Origin of the sequence: Amycolatopsis sp. cmx-8-4 (assembly GCF_046548675.1) — a bacterium.
GTDB lineage: Bacteria > Actinomycetota > Actinomycetes > Mycobacteriales > Pseudonocardiaceae > Amycolatopsis.
In genome coordinates this window covers 1-26,261 of the sequence record NZ_JAEBDZ010000042.1, presented here as the reverse complement: position 1 = coordinate 26,261, position 26,261 = coordinate 1, and the positions used below count along the sequence as shown (strand labels likewise).

Annotated in this window: 22 protein-coding genes and 1 riboswitch; of the genes, 8 read left to right on the top strand and 14 right to left on the bottom strand. The window is 70.7% G+C overall.

Translation table 11 applies throughout. From position 1 onward, the window contains the following. Positions 1 to 36 precede the first annotated feature (36 nt). Genes ACLJQZ_RS44390 through ACLJQZ_RS44380 form a run of 3 tightly spaced genes read right to left on the bottom strand, consistent with a single transcriptional unit; the run spans position 37 to position 4,438 of the window. Entirely contained in the window at positions 37 to 2,049 is a 2,013-nt protein-coding gene (locus tag ACLJQZ_RS44390; protein ID WP_410627317.1) for an ABC transporter ATP-binding protein, read from the bottom strand. Next, positions 2,046 to 3,779, bottom strand: a complete 1,734-nt coding sequence (locus tag ACLJQZ_RS44385; RefSeq protein ID WP_328648090.1) for an ABC transporter ATP-binding protein — start codon at positions 3,777 to 3,779, stop codon at positions 2,046 to 2,048. Before ACLJQZ_RS44385 ends, ACLJQZ_RS44390 begins: the two co-directional genes overlap by 4 nt. After that, positions 3,773 to 4,438, bottom strand: a complete 666-nt coding sequence (locus ACLJQZ_RS44380) for a TetR/AcrR family transcriptional regulator (protein WP_410627315.1) — start codon at positions 4,436 to 4,438, stop codon at positions 3,773 to 3,775. Before ACLJQZ_RS44380 ends, ACLJQZ_RS44385 begins: the two co-directional genes overlap by 7 nt. A 411-nt stretch (positions 4,439 to 4,849) precedes the next feature. Between ACLJQZ_RS44380 and ACLJQZ_RS44375 the strand changes: the two genes are divergently transcribed. Further along, complete coding sequence (locus ACLJQZ_RS44375) at positions 4,850 to 5,737, top strand: Ku protein (protein WP_410627314.1); 888 nt, start codon at positions 4,850 to 4,852, stop codon at positions 5,735 to 5,737. Between the two features lie 320 nt (positions 5,738 to 6,057). Here the strand turns inward: ACLJQZ_RS44375 and ACLJQZ_RS44370 are convergent, their stop codons facing one another. From ACLJQZ_RS44370 to ACLJQZ_RS44350, 5 genes are all read right to left on the bottom strand, one after another. Continuing rightward, complete coding sequence (locus tag ACLJQZ_RS44370; protein WP_247052228.1) at positions 6,058 to 6,213, bottom strand: hypothetical protein; 156 nt, start codon at positions 6,211 to 6,213, stop codon at positions 6,058 to 6,060. 126 nt (positions 6,214 to 6,339) lie between these two features. After that, on the bottom strand, positions 6,340 to 7,800 hold the full coding sequence (gene ahcY, locus ACLJQZ_RS44365) for an adenosylhomocysteinase (protein ID WP_410627312.1): 1,461 nt from the start codon (positions 7,798 to 7,800) through the stop codon (positions 6,340 to 6,342). Positions 7,801 to 7,966: 166 nt separating this feature from the next. Next, positions 7,967 to 8,045: riboswitch (S-adenosyl-L-homocysteine riboswitch) on the bottom strand. A gap of 66 nt (positions 8,046 to 8,111) precedes the next feature. Next, positions 8,112 to 8,594, bottom strand: a complete 483-nt coding sequence (locus ACLJQZ_RS44360) for a GNAT family N-acetyltransferase (RefSeq protein WP_410627310.1) — start codon at positions 8,592 to 8,594, stop codon at positions 8,112 to 8,114. Beyond that, the gene (locus ACLJQZ_RS44355) at positions 8,591 to 9,316 is read right to left on the bottom strand and encodes a hypothetical protein (protein WP_410627308.1); all 726 of its coding nucleotides are present in this window, start codon (positions 9,314 to 9,316) and stop codon (positions 8,591 to 8,593) included. Before ACLJQZ_RS44355 ends, ACLJQZ_RS44360 begins: the two co-directional genes overlap by 4 nt. Before the next feature lie 58 nt (positions 9,317 to 9,374). After that, positions 9,375 to 10,265, bottom strand: coding sequence for an AurF N-oxygenase family protein (locus ACLJQZ_RS44350; RefSeq protein WP_410627306.1), 891 nt, complete (start codon positions 10,263 to 10,265; stop codon positions 9,375 to 9,377). An 87-nt stretch (positions 10,266 to 10,352) separates the two neighbouring features. Between ACLJQZ_RS44350 and ACLJQZ_RS44345 the strand changes: the two genes are divergently transcribed. Next, positions 10,353 to 11,015, top strand: a complete 663-nt coding sequence (locus ACLJQZ_RS44345; RefSeq protein ID WP_410627304.1) for a TetR/AcrR family transcriptional regulator — start codon at positions 10,353 to 10,355, stop codon at positions 11,013 to 11,015. On the opposite strand, the gene ACLJQZ_RS44340 is transcribed toward ACLJQZ_RS44345, so the two are convergent. Together ACLJQZ_RS44340 and ACLJQZ_RS44335 are read right to left on the bottom strand one after the other, a co-directional pair. Beyond that, positions 11,012 to 12,037, bottom strand: coding sequence for a DNA polymerase IV (locus ACLJQZ_RS44340; RefSeq protein WP_410627302.1), 1,026 nt, complete (start codon positions 12,035 to 12,037; stop codon positions 11,012 to 11,014). The two genes, ACLJQZ_RS44345 and ACLJQZ_RS44340, sit on opposite strands and share 4 nt — an antisense overlap. A 23-nt stretch (positions 12,038 to 12,060) precedes the next feature. Beyond that, positions 12,061 to 12,324: a DUF3040 domain-containing protein gene (locus ACLJQZ_RS44335; protein WP_410627300.1), complete on the bottom strand. Its 264-nt coding sequence runs from the start codon at positions 12,322 to 12,324 to the stop codon at positions 12,061 to 12,063. A 293-nt stretch (positions 12,325 to 12,617) separates the two neighbouring features. On the opposite strand from ACLJQZ_RS44335, the gene ACLJQZ_RS44330 reads away from it, so the two are divergent. Then, positions 12,618 to 13,679: a cobalamin-independent methionine synthase II family protein gene (locus ACLJQZ_RS44330; RefSeq protein ID WP_410627298.1), complete on the top strand. Its 1,062-nt coding sequence runs from the start codon at positions 12,618 to 12,620 to the stop codon at positions 13,677 to 13,679. Between the two features lie 39 nt (positions 13,680 to 13,718). Here the strand turns inward: ACLJQZ_RS44330 and ACLJQZ_RS44325 are convergent, their stop codons facing one another. Next, positions 13,719 to 14,351 carry a LysE family translocator gene (locus ACLJQZ_RS44325; RefSeq protein WP_410627296.1) on the bottom strand — a complete coding sequence of 211 codons (633 nt, stop codon included), beginning with the start codon at positions 14,349 to 14,351 and terminating at the stop codon, positions 13,719 to 13,721. A gap of 106 nt (positions 14,352 to 14,457) precedes the next feature. After that, positions 14,458 to 14,934, bottom strand: coding sequence for a MarR family winged helix-turn-helix transcriptional regulator (locus ACLJQZ_RS44320; protein ID WP_410627294.1), 477 nt, complete (start codon positions 14,932 to 14,934; stop codon positions 14,458 to 14,460). Positions 14,935 to 15,011: 77 nt separating this feature from the next. Between ACLJQZ_RS44320 and ACLJQZ_RS44315 the strand changes: the two genes are divergently transcribed. Then, complete coding sequence (locus ACLJQZ_RS44315) at positions 15,012 to 15,623, top strand: GTP cyclohydrolase II (protein ID WP_410627292.1); 612 nt, start codon at positions 15,012 to 15,014, stop codon at positions 15,621 to 15,623. A 135-nt stretch (positions 15,624 to 15,758) separates the two neighbouring features. Here the strand turns inward: ACLJQZ_RS44315 and ACLJQZ_RS44310 are convergent, their stop codons facing one another. Then, positions 15,759 to 16,289: a MarR family winged helix-turn-helix transcriptional regulator gene (locus tag ACLJQZ_RS44310; RefSeq protein WP_410627291.1), complete on the bottom strand. Its 531-nt coding sequence runs from the start codon at positions 16,287 to 16,289 to the stop codon at positions 15,759 to 15,761. Between the two features lie 98 nt (positions 16,290 to 16,387). On the opposite strand from ACLJQZ_RS44310, the gene ACLJQZ_RS44305 reads away from it, so the two are divergent. Further along, the gene (locus tag ACLJQZ_RS44305) at positions 16,388 to 17,350 is read left to right on the top strand and encodes an MBL fold metallo-hydrolase (protein ID WP_410627289.1); all 963 of its coding nucleotides are present in this window, start codon (positions 16,388 to 16,390) and stop codon (positions 17,348 to 17,350) included. A gap of 2 nt (positions 17,351 to 17,352) precedes the next feature. Further along, the gene (locus ACLJQZ_RS44300; protein ID WP_410627287.1) at positions 17,353 to 18,843 is read left to right on the top strand and encodes an FAD-dependent monooxygenase; all 1,491 of its coding nucleotides are present in this window, start codon (positions 17,353 to 17,355) and stop codon (positions 18,841 to 18,843) included. 15 nt (positions 18,844 to 18,858) lie between these two features. Here the strand turns inward: ACLJQZ_RS44300 and ACLJQZ_RS44295 are convergent, their stop codons facing one another. Then, entirely contained in the window at positions 18,859 to 21,072 is a 2,214-nt protein-coding gene (locus ACLJQZ_RS44295) for a discoidin domain-containing protein (protein WP_410627285.1), read from the bottom strand. Between the two features lie 496 nt (positions 21,073 to 21,568). Between ACLJQZ_RS44295 and ACLJQZ_RS44290 the strand changes: the two genes are divergently transcribed. Together ACLJQZ_RS44290 and ACLJQZ_RS44285 are read left to right on the top strand one after the other, a co-directional pair. Further along, the gene (locus tag ACLJQZ_RS44290; protein WP_410627283.1) at positions 21,569 to 23,275 is read left to right on the top strand and encodes a discoidin domain-containing protein; all 1,707 of its coding nucleotides are present in this window, start codon (positions 21,569 to 21,571) and stop codon (positions 23,273 to 23,275) included. Next, positions 23,272 to 26,202: a glycoside hydrolase family 3 C-terminal domain-containing protein gene (locus tag ACLJQZ_RS44285; RefSeq protein WP_410627281.1), complete on the top strand. Its 2,931-nt coding sequence runs from the start codon at positions 23,272 to 23,274 to the stop codon at positions 26,200 to 26,202. The genes ACLJQZ_RS44290 and ACLJQZ_RS44285 overlap by 4 nt, the downstream gene beginning before the upstream one ends. The last annotated feature ends 59 nt before the right edge of the window (positions 26,203 to 26,261 follow it).

Genomic DNA, 26,261 nt, shown 5'->3' with positions numbered 1-26,261 from the left:
CTCCCGGAGCGCGCCGGCTCCGGGAGGGCACGCGCGTCACTCCGTCTCGGCCATGGCCTCGGCGAACTGCGCCGCGTACAGCCGGGCGTAGGCGCCGCCGCTGCCCAGGAGCACTTCGTGGCTGCCGTGCTCGACGATCTGACCGTGCTCCATCACCAGGATGACGTCGGCGTCGCGGATCGTGGAGAGCCGGTGCGCGATGACGAAGCTGGTGCGGCCCGAGCGCAGCTCGTTCATCGCCCGCTGGATGAGCACCTCGGTGCGGGTGTCGACCGAGCTGGTCGCCTCGTCGAGGATGAGGATGACCGGCTTGGCCAGGAACGCCCGCGCCACCGTGATCAGCTGCTTCTCGCCCGCGCTGACCGTGCCGCCCTCGTCGTCGAGGATCGTCTCGTAGCCGTCCGGCAGGGTGCGCACGAACCGGTCGACGTAGGTTGCCGTCGCCGCCTCGATGACCTCCTCGCGGGTCGGGTCGTCGGCACCGTAGGCGATGTTCTCCGCGATCGTGCCGCCGAAGAGCCAGGCGTCCTGCAGCACCATGCCGGTCTGGTCGCGCAGCACCTCGCGGTTCATCTTCGCGATGTCGACGCCGTCGAGCGTGATCCGCCCGCTGTCGAGCTCGTAGAACCGCATGAGCAGGTTGACCAGCGTCGTCTTGCCGGCGCCGGTCGGGCCGACGATCGCCACCGTCTGGCCGGGTTCGACCGTCAGCGACAGGTCGTCGATGAGCGGCTTCTCCGGCAGGTACCGGAACGAGACGTCCTGGAACTCGACGCGCCCGCGCACGACGTCCGGGCGTTCCGGGTTCGCCGGCTCCGGGCCCTGCTCCTCGGCGTCGAGCAGCGCGAACACCCGCTCGGCCGAGGCGACGCCGGACTGCAGCAGGTTCGCCATGCTGGCGATCTGCGTCACCGGCTGGCTGAACTGGCGCGAGTACTGGATGAACGCCTGCACCTCGCCGAGCGTCAGGCTGCCGGACGCGACGCGCAGCGCGCCGATCACGGCGACCAGCACGTAGCTCAGGTTGCCGATGAACATCATCGCCGGCTGGATCATCCCCGAGATGAACTGCGCCCGGAAGCTCGCCTGGTACAGCGTCTCGTTCTGCTGGTCGAAGATCGCCGCGGACTCGTCGCGCCTGCCGAACACCTTGACCAGCGAGTGGCCGGTGTACATCTCCTCGACGTGCGCGTTGAGCTTGCCGGTGGTCGCCCACTGCTTGATGAAGTTGGGCTGGGCCCGCTTCCCGACCTTGCCCGCCACGACCGCCGACAGCGGCACCGTGACCAGCGCGATCAGCGCGAGCAGCGGCGAGATCAGGAACATCATGATCAGCACACCGATCACGGTCAGCAGCGACGAGACGATCTGGGACAGCGTCTGCTGCAGCGATTGCGCCAGGTTGTCGATGTCGTTGGTGACGCGGGACAGGACCTCACCGCGCGGCTGGCGGTCGAAGTACTTCAGCGGCAGCCGCGCGAACTTCTCCTCGACCTGCTCGCGCAGGCGGTACACCGCGTGCTGCACCAGCGTCGTGGTCAGCCGGGCCTGGATCAGCCCGAAGAACGACGCGATCACGAACAGCGCCAGCACGGTCAGCAGGATCTGGCCGACCTTGTCGAAGTCGATGCCCACCCCGGGCACCAGGTCGACGCGGCCGTAGATGTCGGCGAGCGTGCCGTTGCCCTGGGCGCGCAGCCCCGCGACGACCTGTTCCTTGGTGACGCCGGGTGGCACCGCCCTGCCCAGCACGCCGGCGAGGATCGCGTCGGTGGCCTGGCCGAGGATCTTCGGCCCGATCACGGTCAGCGTGACGCTCGCCGCGCCCAGCACGAGCACGCCGATGAGGGCGGCCCGCTGCGGCGCCAGCAGGCGCAGCAGCCGTTTCAGCGACCCCTTGAAGTCCAGGGCCTTCTCCGGCGGCGCGCCGCCGGCCATCATGCGTCCAGGTCCTACGGTCGCGGCGCCGGTGTTCTTGTGCCGCTGGGCCGTGGGCCGTTCACCGGCCTCGGTGACGGCGGTCTTGGCGGACTCGTCCGTGGTACTCATGCCGCTTCCTGTTCGGTCAGCTGGGACAGCACGATTTCCCGGTAGGTTTCGTTGCCGTCCATGAGTTCGTGGTGGGTGCCGGTGCCGACGACGCGGCCCTCGTCGAGGACGATGATCCGGTCGGCGCCCCGGATGGTGCTGACCCGCTGCGCGACGATGACGACCGTGGCCTCGGCGGTTTCCGGGACCAGCGCGCGGCGCAGCGCCGCGTCGGTCGCGTAGTCGAGTGCGGAGAACGAGTCGTCGAACAGGTAGATCTCCGGTTTGTGCACCAGCATCCGGGCGATCGCGATCCGCTGCCGCTGCCCGCCCGAGACGTTCGTGCCGCCCTGGGCGATCGGCGCGTCAAGGCCCTCGGCCATCGCCGCGACGAAGTCCTTGCCCTGTGCCACTTCCAGCGCGTGCCAAAGCTCTTCGTCGGTGGCGTCGGGGTTGCCGTAACGCAGGTTGCTCGCCACCGTGCCGGCGAACAGGTACGGCTTCTGCGGCACCAGCCCGACCGTGCGGGCGAGCAGCGCCGGGTCGAGGTCGCGGACGTCGACGCCGTCGACCTTCACCGTGCCCTGGGTGGCGTCCATCAGCCGGGGGATCAGGTTGAGCAGCGTGGTCTTGCCGGTACCCGTGGAGCCGATGACGGCCGTCGTCTCACCGGGCCGCCCGACCAGCGAAATGTCGCACAGCACCGGCTTTTCCGCGCCGGGGTAGCGGAACTCGACCCCGGACAGCTCCAGGTGCCCGTGCACCTTGCCGGGCCGGATCGGCGTCACCGGCGGGCGGACGCTCGACTCGGTGTCGAGCACCTCGCTGATCCGCTCGGCGCTGACCTCCGCGCGCGGCACCATCATGAACATGAAGGTGGCCATCATGACCGCCATCAGGATCTGCAGCAGGTAGGACAGGAACGCCGTCAGGGCACCGATCTGCATGCTGCCGGAGTCGATGCGCTGCCCGCCGAACCACAGCACCGCGACGCTGGAGACGTTCATCACCAGCATCACGATCGGGAACATCAGGGCCATCAGCCGGCCGACCCGCAGCGAGACGGTCAGCAGCTCGTCGTTGGCGACGTCGAAGCGCGCGCGCTCGTGGGAGTCCCGGACGAACGCGCGGATGACGCGGATGCCCATGATCTGCTCGCGCAGCACCTTGTTGATCCGGTCGAGGCGGACCTGCATCAGCCGGAACGCCGGGCGCATCCGGGAGATGATCAGCCCGACCGACACGGCCAGCACCGGCACGATGACCAGCAGCAGCGAGGAGAGCGGCACGTCGAGGTTCAGCGCCAGCACGATGCCGCCGATGCACATGATCGGCGCGGACACCATCAGCGTCAGCGTCATCAGCACCAGCATCTGGACCTGCTGGACGTCGTTGGTGGTGCGGGTGATCAGCGACGGCGTGCCGAACTGGCCGACCTCGCGGGCCGAGAAGTCCTGCACCTGGTGGAAGATCCCGCCGCGGATGTCCCGGCCGACCGCCATCGCGGTGCGGGCGCCGAAGTAGACCGCGCCGATCGAGCCGGCGATCTGGGCCACGGTCACCGCGAGCATCACGCCGCCGATGCGCAGGATGTAGTCCATGTCGCCCTTGATCAGCCCGTTGTCGACGATGTCGGCGTTGAGCGTGGGCAGGTAGAGCATGGCGATCGTCTGCACCAGCTGGAGGACGACGATCACCCACAACGTCTTCGTGTACGGGCGCAGGTAGGCGCGCAGGAGCTTGACTAGCACAACGGTTCCCCCAGAGTGGTGGTGTTCGGTTCGGGATTCGGTGCGGTGCCGGCGCCGGTCAGGGCCGGCATGCCGGTGGCGAGCTCGTCCAGCAGCCGTTCCAGGGTCGGCAGGAACGGTTCGCCCTCGCTCATGAACCAGTGGACGAAGGCGACCCGAACCGCGCTTTCCACCGACGAGGCCATCAGCCGGCACAACAGGAGGTCCGCACCGCCCGCCCGCTTCGCGATGGTCTCGGCGAGTACGCGCTCGACCGCCGCGTGGGCGTTGAGGAACTCCCCGCGCAGCATCAGCTGCCCCATCAGCTCGCGGAGACGCACAACATACGCGCGATCCGGCTCGCCCTCACGTGAATATTGCTCGACCACGGCCTGCTTGACGGCCTCCCACAGCGGCTCGCTCTCGGGCCGGCCGAGCAGCGCCTCGTGCATCCCCTCGTGGCGGTCGACGACCATCGAGCAGACCGCTTGCTCCTTGCTGGAGAAGTAGTTGTTGAATGTCCGCGGGGACACCCCGACCTCGGTCGCGATGTCCTCCACCTTGACGTTCTCCAGTCCCCGGTCCAGGGCGAGCCGCAACGCGGCCTGGGCCAGGGCCCGGCGGGCTTCGCGCTTCTTGCGCTCCCGCAGGGTCAGCTTGGGTGGGTCGTGCGACGGCATGGGCGGAGTGTAGCGAAAAAGTTGCGCGCCACGCAAAAAAGTGCGGACTCCGCAAAATACGGACGAACCGGGCAGCCGCCTCGAGGGCGACCGGAGCGGCCACCACGCGGACCGGACCGACGGGAGTGGCCAACACGGCGACCGGAGTGGCCAACACGGCGACCGGAGTGGCCAACACGGCGACGGGAGTGGCCAACACGGCGACGGGAGTGGCCAACACGCGGCCCAGGCCAGCGAACGACCCGATCACCGGCCGGGGATCCGACCGACTTCCGGCACTGGTTCATGGACCCCGCACTCTGGGAGAAATACCTGGCAGAGGTCTGGATCGTCGTCTCCCCGGGCTGTCGCCGCCGGGCATTTCGGGCTACGGTTGTTACGTAGCGTGAGTGCGATCGGGAGGTGCGTGGCATGCGGGCGATGTGGAAGGGCTCGGTCTCGTTCGGGCTGGTGTCCATCCCGATCCAGATGTACGCGGCCACGGAGAACAAGAACGTCGCGCTCCGGCAGGTGCACGAGGCCGACGGCGGCCGCATCCAGTACAAGCGGTTCTGCACCGTCGACGGCGCGGAGGTGCCCTACGCCGAGATCGCCAAGGGCTACGAGCTGCCCGACGGCGAGATGGTCGTGATCACCGACGCCGAGATGGCCGAGCTGCCGCTGTCGTCGCAGCGCACGATCGACGTGCTCGAGTTCGTCCCGCTGGAGTCGATCGACCCGATCCAGTACGACCGGACGTACTACCTGGAGCCGCAGAAGAACGCGGTGAAGCCCTACATCGTGCTGCGCGACGCCCTGCACAAGTCGAGCCAGGTCGCCGTCGCGAAGGTCGCCGTGCGGCAGCGGGAGAGCATGGCGGTGCTGCGGGTGCACGCCGACGTCCTGGTGATGACGACGATGCTGTGGCCCGATGAGGTCCGCGAGCCCGACTTCCCGTTCCTGCGCGACGACCCGCCGCAGATCCGGCCGCAGGAGCTGTCCATGGCCGGCTCGCTGATCGACTCGCTGGGCGAGCCGGTGTTCGAGCCGGAGAAGTACCGCGACCACTACCGCGAGGCCCTCGAGGAGATGATCGAGGCCAAGGTCGCGGGGGAGCAGACGACCAAGCCCGCGGCGGTGACCGCCAAGGCCGACGTCGTCGACCTGATGGCCGCGCTGCAGGCCAGTGTGGACGCGGCGAAGAAGTCCCGCGAACCCGCGAAGGTGTCCAAGGCGGCAGTGTCCGAAGAAGACGCCGCGGACGAGAAGCCGGCCAAGAAACCGGCCGCGCGCAAGCGTGCCCCGAAGAAGACCGCCTGACCCGACGGCCGGGCGGGCTCGACCGTCCGAACGGGATTCTTCACGCGTGCGGAGACGAGCCGGGATGTAACCCGATCGTGTATGCAGCTGTGTACACGGCCTGGGTGATGTGCTAACACTAACGAGGTCCTTCGGCTCTCCCTCCCCCTCGGAGCCGGAGGACCCCTTTTCGTTCCCGGGACAGTCCGTTGTGGATACGTCGGCTACGTCACAGCGTCAGCGGAGCTTTGCCGCGGCGTAGCGGCCCCGGACGGCCGAACGGCCCGGCGCGGTCAGCATCGCTGCTGACGCGCGCCAGGCCGTTGGCGGGGGTCATGGGATCAGTACCAGTGCGCGCGGCCGCCGATCTTGCGGCCGGTGCCACCGAGGATGGCCAGCGCAACGCCGGCCACGGCCAGCACGATGCCGATCGTGTACAGCACCGGAATACCGACAATGAACCCGATGACGAGCAAAATAACACCGAGGACGATCACTTGACACACTCCTTCGCACGAGACCCGGCCCGGCTCCGTGCCGTCCGGGCGGATGCGCTCTCGAGGAGAGGATGGCCAGTTTCCGGGTCTCCCAAACTGCGGCAAATGGAGCAACTCTGAAAAAGGTCAGTATCGGTAGTGGTCGAGCTTGTACGGGCCCTCCACATCCACGCCGATGTACTCGGCCTGAGCCTTGGTCAGCTGGGTGAGCCGCACCCCGAGGGCGTCCAGGTGCAGCCGGGCGACCTTCTCGTCGAGGTGCTTCGGCAGCCGGTAGACCTCGACGGGGTACTCGCCGGGCTTGGTGAACAGCTCGATCTGGGCGATCGCCTGGTTGGTGAAGGAGTTCGACATCACGAACGAGGGGTGCCCGGTCGCGTTGCCGAGGTTCATCAGGCGGCCCTCGGAGAGCACGATGATCGCGTGGCCGTCGGCGAAGGTCCACTCGTGCACCTGCGGCTTGATCTCGTTCTTGACGACGCCGGGCAGCTTCGTCAGGCCCGCCATGTCGATCTCGTTGTCGAAGTGCCCGACGTTCGCCACGATCGCGTTGTGCTTCATCCGGCTCATCTGCGCGGCGGAGATGATGCCGAAGTTGCCGGTGGTCGTGATGAAGATGTCGGCGGTCTCGATGACGTCGTCCAGCTCGACCACGTCGAGCCCGTCCATCGCCGCCTGCAGCGCGCAGATGGGGTCGATCTCGGTGACCGAGACCCGGGCGCCCTGGCCGCGCAGCGCCTCGACCGCGCCCTTGCCGACGTCGCCGTAACCGCAGACGAGGACGCGCTTGCCGCCGATCATCACGTCGGTGGCCCGGTTGATCCCGTCCACCAGCGAGTGCCGGATGCCGTACTTGTTGTCGAACTTGGACTTCGTCACGGAGTCGTTGACGTTCATCGCGGGGAAGAGCAGCTCGCCGTCCTTGGCGAGCTTGTAGAGCCGCTTGACGCCGTTGGTCGTCTCTTCGGTGACGCCGCGGATCTCCTTGGCGATCCGGGTGAACCGGTCGCCGTCCTTGGCGAGGCTGGCGCGCAGCGTCTCCAGGACGATCCGGTACTCCTCGGGGTCCTCTTCGGACGGTTGCGGGACGGCGCCGGCCCCCTCGAACTCGACTCCCTTGTGGACGAGCATGGTGGCGTCACCGCCGTCGTCGAGGATCATGTTCGGCGCCTTGCCGCCGGCGAAGGCGAAGAGCTGGTCGGTGCACCACCAGTACTCCTCCAGCGACTCGCCCTTCCACGCGAACACGGCGGTGCCCGACGGCGCGTCGACCGTGCCCTCGGGGCCGACGACGACCGCGGCGGCGGCCTCGTCCTGCGTGGAGAAGATGTTGCAGGACACCCAGCGCACCTCGGCACCGAGGGCGACCAGGGTCTCGATCAGCACGGCGGTCTGCACGGTCATGTGCAGCGAGCCGGCGACGCGGGCGCCCTTCAGCGGCTGCGCGGCGGCGAACTCGCGGCGGATCGCCATCAGGCCGGGCATCTCGTGCTCGGCCAGCCGCAGCTGCGTCCGGCCGGCGTCGGCCAGCGCGAGGTCGGCGACGGCGAAGTCGAGTCCGTTGCGGCTCTGCAGTTTCTCGCTCATTCTTGCGTTCTCTCCGGAATCGGTGTGTTTCGACAAAAGGGCAGCACGAAGCGGGGCACGGTGAGTGCCGGGAAGTGGTGGGGCGGCGGGGCTAGCCGCGGCCGCGCGGGACCGGGTTTCCTTGCCGGACCATCACTTGCGTCAAATAGAAGATGGGCACCTCCCGTAGTGGGAGGCGCCCTTGGGTCCGTGATCCCCGGGCCGAGCGTGGCGGAAGAAGATCCGTCGCAGCGCCTCTCGGCCCGGAAACGCGCCGAAGGCCGGCGCACGCGGTTTCCGTCATCCAGGATGGCAAAGGCGCCGGGAACCTGTCAAGCGAGCGCGCAGGCCATGAGAAGGTCGTCGACGTACTCGCCATCGAGCAGGAATTCGTCCTGGAGCACGCCTTCCACGGCGAACCCGCAGCTCGCGTAGAGCCGGCGGGCGCCGGTGTTGTGACCGAGCACGCGCAGGCTCAGCTTGCGCGCCCCGCGGCGGCGGGCCTCGGCGACCGCGGCGTCGACCAGGAGCCGGCCGATGCCGAGGCGGCGCCGGTCCGGATCGACGGCGAGCCCGCCGATCACCAGCACGTGCCGGTGGGCGGCGATGCCGAACCCCTCGTCCAGCCGGACGTACCCGGCGACCACGCCGTCGTGCTCGGCGACCAGGACGTCTTCGGGCCGGGTGCCGTCGTCGAAGAACGGCGTGCCGGGCGGGGGAGCGGGCGCCGGGGAGGTCTCCGGGCTCCAGGTCCGCTCGTCGAGCTTCGCCAGGGCGTCGTCGTCGGCGGTCGTGGCCGCGCGGGTCTCGATCACCGGCCCAGCGCCGTCCACGCCTCTTCGACGATCGCGGCGAACCGCGCCGGGTCCTGCGCGTTGTGGGTGGTGGTGTTCTGCAGCTGGACGGTCAGCCCGCCGCCGGTGCGCTGGCAGTTCGTGACGACGGACTGTTCCGGGTCGACCGGCTGGCCCAGCGGGGTGGTGCCGTTGCGGACCAGGCACTGGACGGCGCCGATCCGCTTCAGCTCGTTCGTGGGCACCGCCAGGCCGAGCGCGGCCGTGTCCTCGTACTGGACGAGCAGCTCGGGCGAGTCCGCGCGGACCGCGGCCACCTGGAACATGCTCTCCAGGCCCGGGTCGCTGTAGGACCGGAACACGGCGGCCGCGCCGTGGTAGGCCGCCGAGATCCGCGAGGCGTTCTCGCCCTCGGCCTTGTCGGACCGCTCGATCTGCGACTTCCCGGCTTCGCGGCCGTCGGCGATCTTCGTGACCGCGGCCTGCGTGGTCGTGAACCCGCCGAGGGTGTCCGGCAGCTTCAGCGGCTGGGCGCTCGGCCCGCCGAGCAGGCCGGTCACCAGCCACGGCACGCCGACCACGAAGGCACCCACCACGAAGCCGATCACGGCCGTGAGGGCCGGGCGCGCGAACAGCGGACGACGCCGAGGTGCCTGAGGTGCGGCCGGCGGCATCGGCTGGTGCCACGGCTCCTGCTGGGCGGGCGGCTGCGGCTCGGGTCCGGGCGGGAACTCTGTGGTCACCCGGAGAATCCTGGCGGAACCGGGCATCCGGCGTGAAGGGAATTCCGCGGACAGGGGCTCAGATGAGATGCGCGCGCCGCCAAATGCCCTCGGAGCGGCCGCCGATCAGCCCCGCGTCGCGCAGGAACGGCACGATCTTCTCCGCCATCCACTGGCGCGTCTCGTGGAAGTGCGGGTTCGCCAGCGCCGCGGCGCGCCCCTCGCGCGGGGCGATCCCGACGCTGCGGTAGATCCGCGGGTCGACCATGCTGTCGACGACGCCGAAGGCCACCAGCGCCGTCCGCAGCCGGTGGCGCTGCAGGCCTGCTTTCGACAGTTTCGGCGTCTCCCGCAGCACTTCCTCCTTGGCGAAGCGGACGTGCCGGGCCTCCTCGACGACGTGGATCCGGTTGACCGAGCGGATCAGCGGCTGGATGCCGTCGTCGTCCATCATCGAGCGCTGCAGCCGGTCGGTGGTCTCCTCGGCGACGAGCACGCTGGCGAACATCGACGGCCCGGCCGCGGTGGCGCCGAAGATCTTCGCCGCCCGGTGCACGGCCTTCGGCACGCCGTAGCGCGGCACGCCGAGCCGCTCGGCGGTGCGGGCGAACATCACTGAATGCCGCGTCTCGTCGCCGATCTCGGTCATCGCGTACTGCGAGTGCTCGGTGCGCGCGTCGAGGTCGAAGACGTACCGGGCGAGCAGCTGCATCAGCACGATCTCGAACCACAGCCCGACGCTCATGATGCTGGCGATCTCGTGCTTGGACAGCTCGATCCGCTGCTCCGGCGTCAGCTTCGCCCACAGGTCGGTGCCGTAGAGGGAGACGCGCTCGAGCGGCATGTACGCCTTGCCCTCGGCGAGCGGCGCGGCCCAGTCGATGTCCACGTACGGGTCGTAGGAGTTCTTCGCGGAGCTCTTGAGCAGGCGAGCCGCGGTGACGTCCCGGTTCTGGGCCTCGACGCCCATAGCGGCCTCCGGAAAGTAGGGGGTACGCGATGTACTAGGTACTTCGGAAGCGTACACGGGCCGGCGGGTCCTGAGTAGGCTTTCGCCGTGACCAAGGTCGACGGGCGGGCGGCGCGCTGGGCGGGCCAGCAGGAACGGCGGCGCGCCGAGTTCGTCGACGCCGCCCTGGAGGCCATCGCCGAGCACGGCCCGGACGTCTCGACCGAGCAGATCGCCGAACGCGCCGGCGTCGCCCGCACCCGGCTGTACCGGCACTTCGACGGCGCCCCCGACCTCCAGCGCGCGATCGCGCAACGCGCGGCCGAGCTGGTCACCGCCGATCTGCAGCCGCTCTGGCACCCGTCGGGGTCACCGCGCGAGATGATCGACGCGGCCATCTCGACGCACCTGCACTGGCTGACCGAGCACGCCCAGCTGCACCGCTACCTGGTCCGCACGCTGCCGAGCCTGCCGGAGGCCGGCCGCACCGACGTCCGCGGCGCGATCGCCCGGCACCTCAGCCGCCTGTTCACCGGCTACCTGGCCGCGTTCGGCCTGGACCCGGCCCCGGCGGACACGATCGCGTTCGGCCTGGTCGGCTACGTCGAATCGGCGACGACCCGCTGGCTCGACCACCCGGGCTCGCTGAGCCTGCCGCAGCTGACCGGCCAGCTCACGGGCACGATCTGGGCGATGCTGGACCACACGCTCCGCGCGGGCGGGGTGGAACTGGACGCGGACCGCCCGCTGCCCCTGCCGGACGGGATCTAGTCCTCCCGCGGGAACTCGGCGCGCACCCCGAGCAGGCGGACCGCCCGGGTCAGCTCGAACATCCCCAGCACTTCCTGCGCCGCCCGGTCCAGCTCGACCGGGTCGGACGTCGGCTCGGGCAGCGTCACGCTGTGGGTGTGGGTCGTGAACGGCACGAACCGGACCTTCACGGCGACCCGTGCCGCCGGTCGGCCCTCCTCCAGGACGTCCTGGGCCACGCGTTTCGCGAGCGCCGACACCTCCGCCGCCATCGCCGCGGGGTCGGTGAGGTCGCGCTGGAACGTCGTCTCGCGGCTGCGGGAGCGCGCCACGTACGGCGTCGCGCTGACTTCGGCGTCGCCGATACCGCCGCCGAGCAGGCGCAGCCACGGGCCGGTCCTGGGGCCGAACCGCGCCGCCAGCACCGCGACGTCCGCGCCGGCCAGGTCCAGGACGGTTTCGATGCCCAGCTCGGCGAGCTTCCTGGTCGTCTTGCCGCCGATGCCCCACAGCGCGTCGGTCGGCCGGGAAGCCATGACCTCCCACCAGTTCTCCTGCGTCAGCCGGAAGATCCCGCCCGGCTTGCCGAAGCCGGTGGCGAGCTTGGCGCGCAGCTTGTTGTCGCCGATCCCGACCGCGCACGACAACCCGGTGTCGCGCAGGACCGCCGCGCGCAGGTCCGCGGCCAGGGCCTCCGGGTCGTCGGCCGTCGCGCCGACGAACGCCTCGTCCCAGCCCATCACCTCGACGACCACCGGGAACTCCCGCAGCGTGGTCATCACGTGCTCGGAGACCTCGAGGTAGGCCGGGGGATCGGAGGGCAGGAAGACCGCGCCGGGGCAGCGTTTCGCCGCGATCCGCAGCGGCATGCCGGAGTGGACGCCGAACTCGCGGGCCTCGTAGGACGCGGTCGCCACCACGGCGCGCTCGGCCGGGTCGCCGGAGCCGCCGACGACCACCGGCTTCCCGCGCAGCTCCGGGCGCCGGGCGATCTCGACCGCGGCGATGAACTGGTCGAGGTCGACGTGCAGGACCCACTTCACGGGCCCAGTCTGCCTCAGGGACCTCAGACGCGGTGGCGCGCCACGTGGGTCCAGACCGCGCCGGTCAGGGCGAGGATCCCGCAGAGGGTGACCCCCGGGTCGGGCAGCACCAGCCCGACGACCAGGAGCAGCACGGCGGCGACGTCGAGGGCGAGGAGCAGCGCGGTCTTGAGCGCGCGCGGTTTCCGGCGCCGGCCTTCGCGCAACGCGATGGCCAGGTCGGGGTCACTCAGCTCGAGGCTGCGCTCGATCTTCTCGAGCTCGGTTCGTTCGTGGTGACTGAGCATCGGGGTACTCCTTCGGCGCCGAACCCGCCGTTCCGGAGAGCAGATACCCAATCGTCCTCCTGGCGAACCGCCGAACGACGTCTTGTTTCGTGCTTTTGGTTGCGCCGACCGGGTGATCTCCGATCCGTGACTGCTCATGGTCACGTTAGGTTTCCTTCGAACGTGGCCGGTCACGGCCCGGACGACGAACTGGGGCGCTCGGCAAACGGGCGGTCGTGGGGGCGGGCGGTGACTGCCGCCTGCTGTCGTGCGGGCGGGGGCCGGCCGGCATCTCAAGCAGCTGGAGGCCTTTGATGACCCTGCCCACCGAACCGATCGGCAGCATTCCCCGCCCCGACTACCTCCTCGCGGGGCTGGGGGAGTTCGCCGCCGGCCGGATCGACGCCGCCGCGCTCGCCGAGCTGGAGGGCCGCGCGCTGGCCGACACGATCAGCCGGTTCGAGGAGACCGGCTCGCCCGTGCTGACCGACGGCGAACAGGGCAAGCCGAGCTTCGCGACCTACCCGCTGGCCGGCCTCACGGACCTGGCGCCGGACGGCGTCGTCATCCCGTTCGCCGACGGGCACACCCGGCAGCTGCCGCGGCTGACCGCCGGGCCGTTCCGCTACGCGACCCACGCGGACGAGTACCTGACGCGGGCCAAGGCGCTGACGGACAAGCCGATCAAGCAGGCCGTGATCGCCGCGTCCGCGGTCTCGCTCGTCTACCCGGCCGACGGCATCGAGGGCTACTCGCAGGAGCAGTTCGTCGCGGACCTGGTGAACGAGGCCGAGGCGGACATCCGCCGCAGCTTCGACGCGGGCGCGGACAGCGTCCAGATCGACTTCACCGAGGGACGGCTGTCGCTGAAGCTCGACCCGTCCGGCGGACTGCTGCGGCAGTTCATCGACCTGAACAACGCCGTCCTCGACCGGTTCACCGCCGCGGAGCGCGCCAAGATCGGCGTCCACACCTGCCCGGGTGGCGACCAGGACTCGGTGCACAGCCTCGACGTCGACTACGCGGGCCTGCTGCCGGCATTGTTCGACCTCAAGGCGGGCAACTTCTTCGTCCAGCTCGCGAGCGAGGCCGACCCGTCGCACGCGCTCGAGGTGATCAAGGGCGTCCGCAAGGCCGACCAGCGGGTGTTCGTCGGCGTGATCGACCCGATCGACCCGCGCGTCGAGACGGCCGAAGAGGTCCGCGACCGGGTTCTCGCCGCCGCGCAGTACATCCCGGCCGATCGGTTGGGCACCTGCGACGACTGCGGGTTCTCGCCGTTCGCCGACGACACGTCGACCTCGCGCGACATCGCGTTCGCGAAGATCACCGCCCGCGTCGAAGGCACGAAGCTGGCCGCCGAGAAGCTGGGCTGACCGCGGTGCCGGGGGCTGCCGTGGTGGCGGCCCCCGGCGTCACGCGGTACCGACGGCGACCCGGACCCCGAGCGTGACGAGCACGGTGCCCATCACGGCGTCCAGCCCGCGGCGCACCCGGCCGGAGGAGAAGAAGCGCCGCAGCGCGCCGACCACGACGGCCAGGGTGACGAACCACAGCACGGTGCCGGCGGTGGCGATCGCGGCCAGTTCGAGCGTCTGCAGGGTGGAGCCGTCCGCGGGCAGGAACTGGGGGAGCAGTGCCAGGAAGTAGACGGCGACCTTCGGGTTGAGCAGGTTGGTGAACAGCCCCTGCCGGAACGCCGCCCAGGCCCCCTTCGGCTGTACGGCGGGCGTCTCGCCGAGGTCGCGGTACTCCCCGCGCCGCACGGCCAGCCACGCCCGGATCCCGAGCACCACCAGATAAGCGGCGCCGACGAGCTTGACGACGGTGAAGGCCACCGCGGACGCGGTGAGCACGGCCGCGACCCCGAGCGCGATCGCCACGACCCAGGCGAACACCCCCAGCGCGATCCCGGCCCCGGCGGCGATCCCGGCCCGCCGCCCGCTGGTGAGCGAAGACCGCGTGACAACGACGAAGTCGGGCCCGGGCGACATCGCCCCGAGGATAACGACGAGCAGGAACGAAGCGGCAGTGGCACCGGGGATCATGCGCCGAGAATACGATCCCGCCGCCACCGGATTTCCGCGGTCCGGCGCCGTGTCGACCTCCTGATCACGCGTGTCGACCTTCCGATCACGCGTGTCGACCCTCTGATCACGCCTGAGCGGTGCAGGGGTCCTCGGCGCAGAGGTGTGCGCAAAGTCCTTCGACCCCGGCGGCGAGGGCGGTGAACTGCTCCGGGGTCAGGCCGTCGACGAACAGGGTCCGGACCAGGGTCGCGTGGCCCGCGGCGGCCGCGCGGAGGCGGGCGTGGCCCTCGTCCGTGAGGTAGGCGATGACGCCGCGGTCGTCCGAGGGGCACGAGCGGCGGCCGACCAGGCCGGCCTTCTCCAGCTGGGCCACCTGGTAGCTCAGGCCGCTCTTCGACGTCAGCGCGGCGCCGGCCAGTTCGGTCATGCGCAGCTCGCCGTCCGCGGCGGACAGGCGGGCGAGGACCTCGTACTGCGGGTGCGAGAGCCCGGCGTCGTCACGCAGCTGCTGCTCGACCTTGCGGGTCAGCAACGTGCCCGCCATCAGGAACCCCTGCCACGTCTTCAGCTCGCGCTCGGTCAGCCACCGGGGATCGCCCATGCGTCCATGGTATCAAGATTGTTCGAATTTGAACTTCGTGTAGGGTCGATCTTGTGGGCGACTCCAGGGGAAACAGCATGACGGCTGAGGTGCGGACGCGGGTGCGGATCCCGCTCCGGCTCGACGGCGATGTCACGGTGGACGCCGAGGCCGTCACGTTCCGCGGCCTGGCCGACGACGGCGAGCACCTGGCGTTCGTCCTGGGCACGCCGGGCGAGGTCCCGCTGGTGCGGCCGCATTCGGAGTGCCTCACCGGCGACGTCTTCGGGTCGGCGCGCTGCGACTGCGGGCCGCAGCTGGCCGAGGCCGTCGCGCGGATCGCCGAGGCCGGCGGGTACCTGCTGTACCTGCGCCAGGAGGGCCGGGGGATCGGGCTGTACAACAAGCTCGACGCGTACGCGCTGCAGGACGGCGGCCTGGACACCTACGCCGCGAACGCCGCGCTGGGCCTGCCCGAGGACGCCCGCGACTACACCGTCGCCGCTCAGATGCTGGGCGCGCTGGGCGTGGACCGGGTGGACCTGCTGTCGAACAACCCGGACAAGGTCGCCCAGCTGCGCGCGGCCGGCATCGCGGTGCGCGACCAGGTCGCGACCGGCGTGTACGCGACGGAGAACAACGTCCGGTACCTGCGGGCGAAAGCCGAGCAGACCGGCCACACGCTCAGTCTCCCCGGCATCGCCAGCTGACCCGGCGTACCCGGAGGGTCGGGTCACGTACCTGGAGGGTCGGCCGGCGTACCCAGGCGGTCGGCTCGCGTGCCTGGAGGGTCGGCTCGCGTGATTGGACCGTCGACACGCGTGTCTGGGGGGACGACACGGTGGTCAGGTCAGGCGGGGGGCGTTGGCCGCGGCGGGGCCGGTGGTGAGCTTCTCCAGGAGTCCGATGAGGACGGTGCGTTCCTCGGGGTTCAGCGAGGCGGCCCAGGCCTGCTCGCGTTCGTTGTGGGCCTGGTAGGCGTCGGTGACGGCCGCGTGGCCCTTCGCCGTGATCGCCAGGCTGACCGCGCGGCGGTCGTGCGGGACCTGGGTGCGGGTCACCAGGCCGTCCCGCTCCAGGGTCTTGACCAGCGCCGACACCGCCGCGCGGCTCATCCCGGCCAGCCGGGCGACGTGGCGTGACTCCAAGGGGCCGGCCAGCCAGAGCACGAACAGCACCCGGAACCCCGCCCAGCTGAAGCCGCGGGGGCGGTGGACCGTCGACTCCCAGTCGTAGACCAGCGCGCCCGTCAGGCGGTGCAGGGTCAGGCCGAGGCGCATCGCGACCGGGTCCGTCGAGGGCAGCTCGGCCTGCGTCCTGCCGATCGCGTAGTCGACGAACGAGAGGTAGTCGAGGTCGGCGGGCTGGTCGGTCATGCGGGTCAGGTTAGGCGACGAGGGGTTCCGCGCGGGCGTCCGCCGGGTTAGCCTGGCCGCGGCCGATGGTCAAACCTTTGATCACAGGAGCGCTCGTCGTGACGAAGAAAGCCTTTGCCTCCTCGGCGGACCTGGCCGAGAAAGCGCAGACCCTGGAGGTCCTCGCGGACGGCGTCTACGCGCTGACCGCGGAGGGCGACCCGAACATCGGCGCGATCGAAGGCGAGGACTTCCTCGTCTGCTTCGAGGCGCTGGCGACGCCCGTCGCGGCGCGCGAATGGCTCGCGAAACTGCGGGAGCACACCGACAAACCCGTGCGGTACCTCGTGTTGAGCCACTACCACGCCGTCCGCGTGCTCGGCGCGTCCGCGTTCGACGCCGAGGTGATCGTCGCGCACGAGAACACCCGCGCCCTGGTCGCCGAGCGCGGCAAGGAGGACTGGGCGAGCGAGTTCGGCCGGATGCCGCGGCTGGCGAAGAACGCGGAATCGGTGCCCGGGCTGACCTGGCCGACCCTCACCTTCTCCGACCGCCTCACCATCGACCTCGGCGGCGACCGCGGCGACCTCGTGCTCCAGTACTGCGGCCGCGGCCACACCGAGGGCGACCTCGTGGCCTGGCTGCCGCGCCGGAAGATCCTCTACGCCGGCGACCTGGTCGAGGCCGAAGCCGCGCTGTACACCGGGGACGCGTTCCACCGCGACTGGTCGACGTCCACTTTGGACCGCGTCGCCGCTTTCGGGGCCGAGACGCTGATCGGCGGCCGTGGCGGGGTGAGCCGCGGTGCCGAAGCCGTCGACGCCGCGATCGCGCAGACCCGGCACTTCCTGACGACGATGCTGCGCGAGGTCGGCGCGGTCCGCGACGCCGGCGGCACGCTCAAGCAGGCCTTCGAGCGCACCCACGCGGCGCTGGCAGACCAGTACGGCCAGTGGCCGATCTTCGAGCACTGCCTGCCCTTCGACGTCTCCCGGCTGTGGGACGAGCTGGGCGGGATCGAGCGGCCGGTGGTGTGGACCGCCGAACGCGACCGCGAAGTCTGGGACCAGCTGCAGGACTGACGATGACCGTCGCCGTCCTCGGCAGCGGCCCGGTCGGGCAGACGGCCGCGCTGCTGCTCGCGCGCTGGGGCGTGCCGGTCGTGCTCCTCGACGAGCACCCGGTGCGCGATCCCGTCGGGTCCAAGGCGATCTGCCAGCAACGGGACACCCTCGACGTCTGGGCGTCGCTCGGCGCCGGCTGTCTCGCCGAGGAAGGCCTGACCTGGACGACCGCACGGACCTTCCACCGCGAGACCGAACTGTTCGCGCTGAAGCTGCCGGACGGCGGGTCCGCGTTGCCGCCGTTCGTGAACCTCTCGCAGGCCCGCGTCGAGGAGGTCCTGGACGGGCTGATCGCGGAACAGCCGCTGATCGACGTCCGCCGCGGCCACCGCGTCACCGGCTTGACCCAGCCGGGTTGCGTGGTCGTGGAATGTGAGACGGCGGATGGGCCGCGCACGATCGAGGCCGACTACGCGATCGCGTGCACCGGCGCCCGCGGCGACGCGGTGCGGCGAGCACTCGGGCAGCGCCTCGAAGGAGTGTCCTTCCGGGACCTGTTCCTGATCTGCGACATCCGGGCCGACCTGCCCGGCTGGGCGGCGGAACGGCGGTTCTACTTCGACCCGCCGTGGAACCCGGGCCGCCAGGTGCTGATCCACCCGTGCCCCGGCTCGCGGTTCCGCATCGACTGGCAGGTCCCCGCCGACTACGACCTCACCGCCGAGGAAACCGGTGGCGCCCTGGACCAGCGGATCCGGGCGATCCTGGGCGACCGGCCGTACGAAGTGGTGTGGCGGTCGGTCTACCGGTTCCACACGCGGCTGGTCGAGCGGATGCGCGCCGGGCGCGTCCTGCTGGCGGGGGACTGCGCGCACCTGGTCGCGCCGTTCGGCGCCCGCGGGCTCAACTCGGGGGTCGCGGACGCGGAGAACGCCGCGTGGAAGCTGGCCTGGGTCCTGCGCGGCCACGCGGGGGCGGAGCTGCTGGAGAGCTACCACACCGAGCGGCACGCGGCCGCCGTCGAGAACGCCGAGGTGACGACGGCGACTATGGACTTCCTGGTGCCCCAGGACGAAGCCCGGCGCGAACACCGCGCCCGGGTCCTGGCCGGGGGTGTCCACGCCGAGGTCGACTCGGGACGGCTCGCCGAACCGTTCTGGTACGCGGACTCGCCGTTGACGACGCCGGACCCGCGCCGCGCGTTCGCCGGGCGCCCGCCGCGCGGCACGCTGCCGCCACCCGGGCCCGGGGTGTTGCTGCCGGACATCGAGGTCCCCGCCGGCCGGGTCAGAGACCTGGCGCGGCAAGGGTTCCTGCTGCTGACGACGCCGGGCGTCGACCCCGCGGGACTGCGGTCGGTGGAGATCCCGGTGGGCGGTGCGCTGGGTGCGCGCCCGGGCGAGGCCTGGCTGGTCCGCCCGGACGCCTACGTCGCCGCGGTATTGCCCGACCCGACCGCGCCGGAGGTCGCCATTGCCCTCCGGCGCGGCTCAGGCGGCACTTTCACGTGAAAGTGCCGGACCGGATCACGGGTAGTTGTTCAGCGGGCTCACCTGGTTGGCCTGGTTCGCCGCCGCGCCCGTGTCGTTGATGACGTGGCTGATCGTGCCCACGCCGCCGAGCGAGACCGAGACCAGGTTGTGGAACCGGACCCCGCTGTTGTTCGGCACTTCGAACGAATGACTGGCCACAATGGACGGGTTGGTCTGGAAGAAGCAGTAGCTGCCGACCCCCCAGGCCTCGTGGCTGGTCACCGAGTCGGCCACCTTGTACGCCGCCCAGCCCTGCCGGCCGCCACCGCTGGACCAGGACGCCTGGTCCGGCGGGTCGTACGGCATCTCGTTCTGGAAGAAGTACGTCCGCCCGCCGTTGCCGTTCCAGAGCACCTCGTACTGCTGGTAGTGCTCGACGAACAAGCCGTACATCGTCACGTTCGCGCCGTTGACGACCAGGCCGTTCGCCGCGGTGTTGACGTTCCAGCCGACGCCGTTCGAGTGATCACCGCGCCACAGCCACATGTGGTCGCCGATGACGTTGTTCGAGTTGATCACCAGCGTCTGCGTCGCCCGGCCGACGGCGGCGCCGCCGATCCGGAAGAACACGTCGTGCAGCGACGTCGGGTCGGCCGCGTGGTTCGCGGCCGAGCCCGGCTGCCCGATCTGCATCAGCACCGGCGAGTTCACCGCGCCGGCGTCGATCAGCAGGCCGCCGATCTTCACACCGTCCACATCGGACACCGTGATGGCCGCGGTGCCGTTGGTGGGCTGCAGCGTCGCCAGGCCGAGGCCGAGCACCACGGTGTCCGGGCGCGTGACGTTCAGCGCCTGGTCGAGGTGGTACACGCCCGGTGTGACGAGCAGGTTCTTGCCCGCCGCCAGCGCCGCGTTGATCGTCGCGGCCGAGTCGGACGGCTTGGCCACGTAGAACTCGCTCAGCGAGATCGACGAGCCGGCCGGCGCGCCGTGGCCCCAGCTGGTGCCGACGGAGTTCTGCCGCAACGCGGGCACGAACACGTTGTAGCTGCCCGAGCCGTCGACGTAGAGGAACGGCTTCTCGCGGCTCACCGGCGTCTGGTTGACGACGGTCTCCGGCGGGTTCGGGAACGACGCCGCCGGCGTGCCGGTCGAGCCGACGAACACCATGTTCCACACGCCGCCCGCCCAGCTGCCGAGCTCGCTGTTGCGGGTCAGGAACTGCTGCTGCGACCCGGAAACGGCCTGCCCGTCGATCTTGCTGTCGGCGATCAGGCCGCCACTGGCCCAGCCGTCACCGCCGTTCCACAGCTGGATCTGGCTGCCCTTCAGGTGCATCCGGCGGTACGGCGCGGCCTGCGCGACCGCCCACCGCTCGACCTGCCCGGTCGGCAGCGTCACCGACAGGTTCTCCGCGGAGCGCCAGAAGTTCTGCGTCGCGTTGCCCTTGTTGGCCGGGTTGTCACCCTGCTGCAGCCAGTCCGCCTCGACGCGGACGTGCCCGTTGAGGTTGACGTCGTCGGGGGAGAGGCCCAGCCCGGCGACCTGCTCGTAGAACCCGAGGTTGACGTCGGCGTTGTAGCTGCCCGGCTTGAACAGCACGGCGTAGCGCTGGTCGCCGAACTGGTTGGTGTGCTGCTGGTTCGCGATCTGCGTCAGCCGGTCCTGGATCGTCGACGCCGGGGTCGACGGGTCGAACACCGACACGTTCGACCCGAGGTCCGGGTTGCGCGGGTCGGTCGGCGGGATCGTGGTGCCGCCGCCGGTGCCGTGGGCCGCGACCTCCCATAGTGAATAGCCGTACCCGGTGGCCCGCTGGGTGCCGTTGATCCGCAGGTAGCGGGCCGTGCCGGTGACGGGCACGGTCTGCGTGCCGCCGGTGCCGGTGGTCGTCGAGTAGGCGTCGGTCCAGCTCGTGCCGTTGCTCGAGAGCTGGACGGTGAACGCCTTGGCGTACGCGGCTTCCCACGTCAGCACCACGTCACAGAGCTGCTGCGACGAGCCCAGGTCGACCTGGAGCCACTGCGGGTCGCTGAACGCGCTGGACCAGCGGGTGCCCGTGTTCCCGTCGACCGCGTTCGACGCGGGGGTGCCGCCGTTTTCGGTGGACGACGCGGTCGCGGCGTGGCCCTGGGCGAGGTTCGTGGTCCCGCACGCGGCGGCCTGCGCCGGTGTGGAACCGAGGACGGTCGCCGTGGCGAACGCGGTGAGGAGGGTGCTGGAGACGGCGAGGAACCGCCGTCCCCGGGAGAACGTCGTTGATCTCATCTGCCTGCCTGATCGGTCGGAGAAACTCCGGCGGGCCGCGCTCGGGGCGCGGCGGCGTGCCGGGCGGGCCCCACTGCCCGCGCCGGCGTCCGGGTGGTGCGACGGGTCCGCGGCCGGGGCGTCCGCCGGGCCCCGTGAGCCGGGGAGCGGGGCGAAGCGGGCGGCGAGACGGCGAACCAGTCAGCCCGAAGGGGTGGAATCGATCCAGGTGGCGGCCGCGGAACCGGTTCCGTCGAAGCGAGGAGCAGTTAACATCCCGCGCCGGGCAAGCGTCAAGGTTCCGGGCGGGATTCCTTCTCTCGGCCCAGTGTTCCGGCCGTTCCGGGACCACCCGGCGCACCGTCGTTGACATTTTCACGCTCTTTATTTATATCTTGAACTAAGAGCGTACCGAAGAGCGGGCCCCACACCCGCGCCGAGGCCACGTGAGCCGATCCGCGCCGGGGCAAGGACGTCCCGGCGCCGGTCCCCGTGGAGGTTCCCCATGCACCGACGCATGAAGCGACCCCGAGCCCGCTCGGGCGTGCTCGCCGTCCTCACCCTGGTCCTGGCCGCGCTCATCAGCGCGCCCGCCGCCCAGGCCGCGCCCGTCCTGCTCTCCCAAGGCCGTCCCGTGACGGCGTCGTCCACCGAAAACGCCGGCACTCCGGCGTCGGCCGCGGTCGACGGCGACGGCGGTACCCGCTGGTCGAGCGCGTTCAGCGACCCGCAGTGGCTGCAGGTCGACCTCGGGTCCACCCAGCAGCTGTCCCAGGTGGTGCTGAACTGGGAAACCGCCTACGCCAAGGCGTTCACGATCCAGACGTCCACCGACGGCGCCACCTGGACGTCGCTGTACTCGACGACCACCGCCACGGGCGGGAACCAGACGCTGACCGTCACCGGCAGCGGCCGGTACGTCCGGCTCACCGGCACCCAGCGGGCCACCCAGTACGGCTACTCGCTGTGGGAGTTCCAGGTCTTCGGCGGGGGCGGCACCACGCAGCCCGGCGACGTCCTGCTGTCGTACGGCAAGTCCGGCTCGGCCTCGTCGTACCAGGACGACGGCGCCTGCCCCGGCTGCCTCCCGGCCAAGGCGTTCGACCACGACCCGGCCACCCGCTGGGCGACCAGCGCGACCACCGGCTGGGTCGACCCCGGCTGGATCACCGTCGACCTCGGGGCCACCGCGAACGTGCACCAGGTCGTCCTGCAGTGGGACCCGGCCTTCGCGGTCGCGTACCAGATCCAGGTGTCGAACGACAACGCGAACTGGACGTCGCTCTACTCGACGACCACCGGCAAGGGCTTCAAGGAGACCCTGACCGTCAACGGCAGCGGCCGGTACGTCCGGATGTACGGCACCGCGCGGTCCAACGGCTACGGCTACTCGCTGTGGGGCTTCGACGTCTACGGCACCGGCGGCAACCCGACCACCGTGCCGCCCGCGCCGCCGGCCCCGCACTTCCCGGGCACGCTCGTCTGGAGCGACGAGTTCAACGGCGCCTCGGGCGCCGGCCCGGACGCGAGCAAGTGGACGGCCGAGACGGGCGCCGGCGTCAACAACGAGCTCGAGTACTACACGAACAACAACAACGCCAAGCAGGACGGCCGCGGCAACCTGGTCATCCAGGTCCGCCGCGAGGCGACGCCGGGGTCGGCGTGCCCGGTCGACCCGATCAGCGGCAGCGGCACCTGCCAGTACACCTCGGGCCGGATCAACACCGCGGGCAAGTTCAGCTTCACCTACGGCCACGTCGAGGCCAACATCAAGGTGTCCGGCACCCAGGGCCTCTGGCCCGCGTTCTGGTTGCTGGGCGCCAACTTCTTCAACGGCACGCCGTGGCCCAACTGCGGTGAGATCGACATCATGGAGCACGTCGGGAAGTCGCCGAACCTGGCCTACTCGACCATCCACGCCCCGGCCTACAACGGTGGCGGCGGCATCGGCGCGCCCTTCGACGTGGGCCAGGACGTCTCCGCCGGGTTCCACAAGTTCGGCCTCGACTGGGACGCCTCGCACATGACGTTCTCCGTCGACGGCAACGCGTTCGAGACGATCAACCGCGACACCGTGGAGAGCACGCGCGGGCCGTGGGTTTACGACCATCCGTTCTTCCTGATCCTCAACAACGCCATCGGCGGCGACTTCCCCGGTCCGCCGGGAGCGGGCACCGTGCTGCCGCAGGACATGGTGATCGACTACGTCCGGGTGTACCAGTGAGGCGGCGGCTCGCGCTCGTCACGGGAGCAGTGGTCGCGGCGGGCCTGCTGACCGCGCCACTGTTCACCGCCCAGGCGGCACCGACCTTGCTCTCGCAGGGCCACGCGGTGACCGCGTCCTCCACCGAAAACGCCGCCTTCCCGGCCAGTGCGGCGGTGGACGGCGACCCCGGCACGCGCTGGTCGAGCCTGGCCGCCGACCCGCAGACGCTGCAGGTCGACCTCGGCGGCTCGCACCCGCTCAACCAGGTCGTCGTCCAGTGGGAGGCGGCCTACGCCAAGGCGTTCACCATCCAGGCGTCGGCCGACGGCAACCAGTGGTCGACGGTGTACTCGACGACGACGGGCACCGGCGGCACGCAGACACTGCCGGCGTCGGGCAGCGGCCGGTACGTCCGGCTGACCACGACCCAGCGCGCGACCCAGTGGGGTGTGTCGCTGTGGGAGTTCCAGGTGTTCGGCGACGGCACGGCGCAGGCGTGCGGCAGCGCGAACGCCGGCCTGCGGCAGCCGTCGTCGGCCTCCAGCGTCCAGTCGGACGCGTTCCCGGTCAGCGCCGCCTTCGACGGTGACGCCGGGACGCGCTGGTCCAGCCTGGCCGCGGACCCGCAGTGGATCCAGGTCGATCTGGGCAGCTCACGGCCGGTGTGCGGCGTCGACCTGACGTGGGAGGCCGCGTACGCGAGCGCGTACACGATCCAGCTGTCCACGAACGGGACGTCCTGGACGACGGCGGCCACCGTCGCCGGGGCCGGCGGCACCGAGCACCCCGCGGTGAGCGGCACGGCTCGTTATGTCCGGATGAACGCGACCGCACGAGCCACTCAATGGGGTGTCTCGCTGTGGGAGTTCGCGGTGCACACCAGTGACAGCGCGCCGCCGACGACCACGCCGACCAACCCGGGTGGCTGCCCGTGGGTCGGCTCGACGGCGCCGGTCGCGGACCGCGTCAACCAGCTGATGGCGGCCATGACCGCGCAGCAGAAGATCAAGGTGCTGCACGGCAACGGCGCGACCGGGCCGTACATCGGCGACACCGACGCGGTGCCCGAGCTGTGCATCCCGGCGCTCGGCCTGCAGGACGGCCCGGCCGGGGTCGGCGACGGCCTCGACGGCGTCACCCAGTTCCCGGCGCCGGTCACCGCCGCCGCGACCTGGGACACCGGGCTGATCAACCGGTACGGCACCGCGATGGGCGCGGAGTTCGCCGGGAAGGGCGTCGACATCGCCCTCGGCCCGACGATCAACCTGGTCCGCGACCCCCGCTGGGGCCGCAACTTCGAGACCTACGCCGAGGACCCCTACCTCGCCGGAGCGGCCGGGACCGCCACGATCCAGGGCATCCAGAGCCAGGGGGTGATGGCGCAGGCCAAGCACGCGGCGGCCTACAACGTCGAGGCCGGGGCGTCGCGCGGGACGCCGTCGGACAACGTCATCGTCGACGACCGGACCCTCCACGAGCTGTACCTGCCGGCGTTCCAGCAGGTCGCGAGCCAGGGCCAGGTCGCGTCCATGATGTGCGCCTACAACCAGATCAACGGCGTCCCGGCGTGCCAGAGTGCCGGTGTGCTGACGACCGCGATCAAGCAGGACGCCAACTGGGGCGGTTTCGTCGGCTCCGATTGGGGCTCAGCGACCGGCGGCCCGCGGCAGCTGGCCAACGGCGGGCTCGACATGGAGATGCCCGGCGGCGCGTTCTTCGGCCAGGGCCTGCTCGACGCCGTCTCGCGCGGTGAGGTCACGCAGGCACGGGTCGACGACATGGTCCGGCGGGTGCTGACCCAGATGTTCAAGTTCGGCGTGTTCGACCGGGCCCGGCGGGGCACACCTGCTTCCGTGGTCACCAACGCGGCGAACGTGACGACCGCCCGGGACGTCGCGGCGGCCGGGTCGGTGCTGCTGAAGAACAACGGCGTCCTGCCGCTGACGGCTGCGACCAAGTCGATCGCGCTGTCCGGCGGCGACGGGATCGACCCGCAGAACATCGGCGGCGGCAGCGCCAAGGTCAACCCGTCCCCGGCGTCGGTGAACCCGATCAACGGGATCAAGGCGCGAGCCGGGTCCGGCGTGACGGTGTCCTATGTGGACGGCGCGGGCGAGCACGTGCAGACGCCGAACATCGCGGGCGCGGTGGCCCAGGCCCGCACCGCGGACGTCGCGGTCGTGTTCGCCAGTTACGGCGAGTCCGAGACGCAGGACCTCGACACGATCGATCTGCAGAACCAGCAGAACGACCTGATCGACGCGGTCGCCACGGCCAACCCGCGCACGATCGTCGTCCTCAACACCGGGTCGGCGGTGACCATGCCGTGGCTGTCGAAGGCGGCGGCGGTCATCGAGGGCTGGTACCCGGGGCAGGAGAACGGCAACGCGATCGCGTCGCTGCTCTACGGCGACGTCAACCCGTCGGGCAAGCTGCCGGTCAGCTTCCCGAAGCAGATCGCCGACCTGCCGACGGCGAACGTCCAGCAGTTCCCGGGCGCGAACGACCGGATCGAGTACTCGGAGGGCCTCAACGTCGGGTACCGCTGGTACGACACCCGCAACATCGAGCCGCTGTTCCCGTTCGGGTTCGGCCTGTCGTACACGACGTTCGGGTTCTCGAACCTGGTCGTCACCCCGCAGGGGACGAACGGCACGGCGACCGTGACGGCGACGGTCACCAACACCGGCACCCGCGCGGGCGCCGACGTCGTCCAGCTCTACGTCGGGCAGCCCGCCGCCAACGGCGAGCCGCCCAAGCAGCTGAAGGGATTCAAAAAGGTGCAGCTCAACGCCGGCCAGAGCCAGCAGGTGTCGTTCCCGCTCACCCCGCGGGACCTCGCCCACTGGACGGGCTCCTGGACGACCAACGCGGGCCAGTACCGCGTGTCGGTCGGGGACTCGTCGCGCAACGTCCCGTTGTCGGCGGCGCTGAACGTCACCTGAGCGCTCGGTGCAAGTTGTCGTGAGTGGGTAGGGCGGGTCGAACCGCCCAAACCACACAC

Excerpts from the sequence above, each read along its gene's own strand:
- ACLJQZ_RS44390 (WP_410627317.1), bottom strand. The coding sequence starts at position 2,049 with ATGAGTACCACGGACGAGTCCGCCAAGACCGCCGTCACCGAGGCCGGT.
- ACLJQZ_RS44380 (WP_410627315.1), bottom strand. The coding sequence starts at position 4,438 with ATGCCGTCGCACGACCCACCCAAGCTGACCCTGCGGGAGCGCAAGAAG.
- ACLJQZ_RS44375 (WP_410627314.1), top strand. The coding sequence starts at position 4,850 with ATGCGGGCGATGTGGAAGGGCTCGGTCTCGTTCGGGCTGGTGTCCATC.
- ahcY (WP_410627312.1), bottom strand. The coding sequence starts at position 7,800 with ATGAGCGAGAAACTGCAGAGCCGCAACGGACTCGACTTCGCCGTCGCC.
- ACLJQZ_RS44350 (WP_410627306.1), bottom strand. The coding sequence starts at position 10,265 with ATGGGCGTCGAGGCCCAGAACCGGGACGTCACCGCGGCTCGCCTGCTC.
- ACLJQZ_RS44335 (WP_410627300.1), bottom strand. The coding sequence starts at position 12,324 with ATGCTCAGTCACCACGAACGAACCGAGCTCGAGAAGATCGAGCGCAGC.
- ACLJQZ_RS44330 (WP_410627298.1), top strand. The coding sequence starts at position 12,618 with ATGACCCTGCCCACCGAACCGATCGGCAGCATTCCCCGCCCCGACTAC.
- ACLJQZ_RS44325 (WP_410627296.1), bottom strand. The coding sequence starts at position 14,351 with ATGATCCCCGGTGCCACTGCCGCTTCGTTCCTGCTCGTCGTTATCCTC.
- ACLJQZ_RS44320 (WP_410627294.1), bottom strand. The coding sequence starts at position 14,934 with ATGGGCGATCCCCGGTGGCTGACCGAGCGCGAGCTGAAGACGTGGCAG.
- ACLJQZ_RS44315 (WP_410627292.1), top strand. The coding sequence starts at position 15,012 with ATGACGGCTGAGGTGCGGACGCGGGTGCGGATCCCGCTCCGGCTCGAC.
- ACLJQZ_RS44310 (WP_410627291.1), bottom strand. The coding sequence starts at position 16,289 with ATGACCGACCAGCCCGCCGACCTCGACTACCTCTCGTTCGTCGACTAC.
- ACLJQZ_RS44300 (WP_410627287.1), top strand. The coding sequence starts at position 17,353 with ATGACCGTCGCCGTCCTCGGCAGCGGCCCGGTCGGGCAGACGGCCGCG.
- ACLJQZ_RS44295 (WP_410627285.1), bottom strand. The coding sequence starts at position 21,072 with ATGAGATCAACGACGTTCTCCCGGGGACGGCGGTTCCTCGCCGTCTCC.
- ACLJQZ_RS44290 (WP_410627283.1), top strand. The coding sequence starts at position 21,569 with ATGAAGCGACCCCGAGCCCGCTCGGGCGTGCTCGCCGTCCTCACCCTG.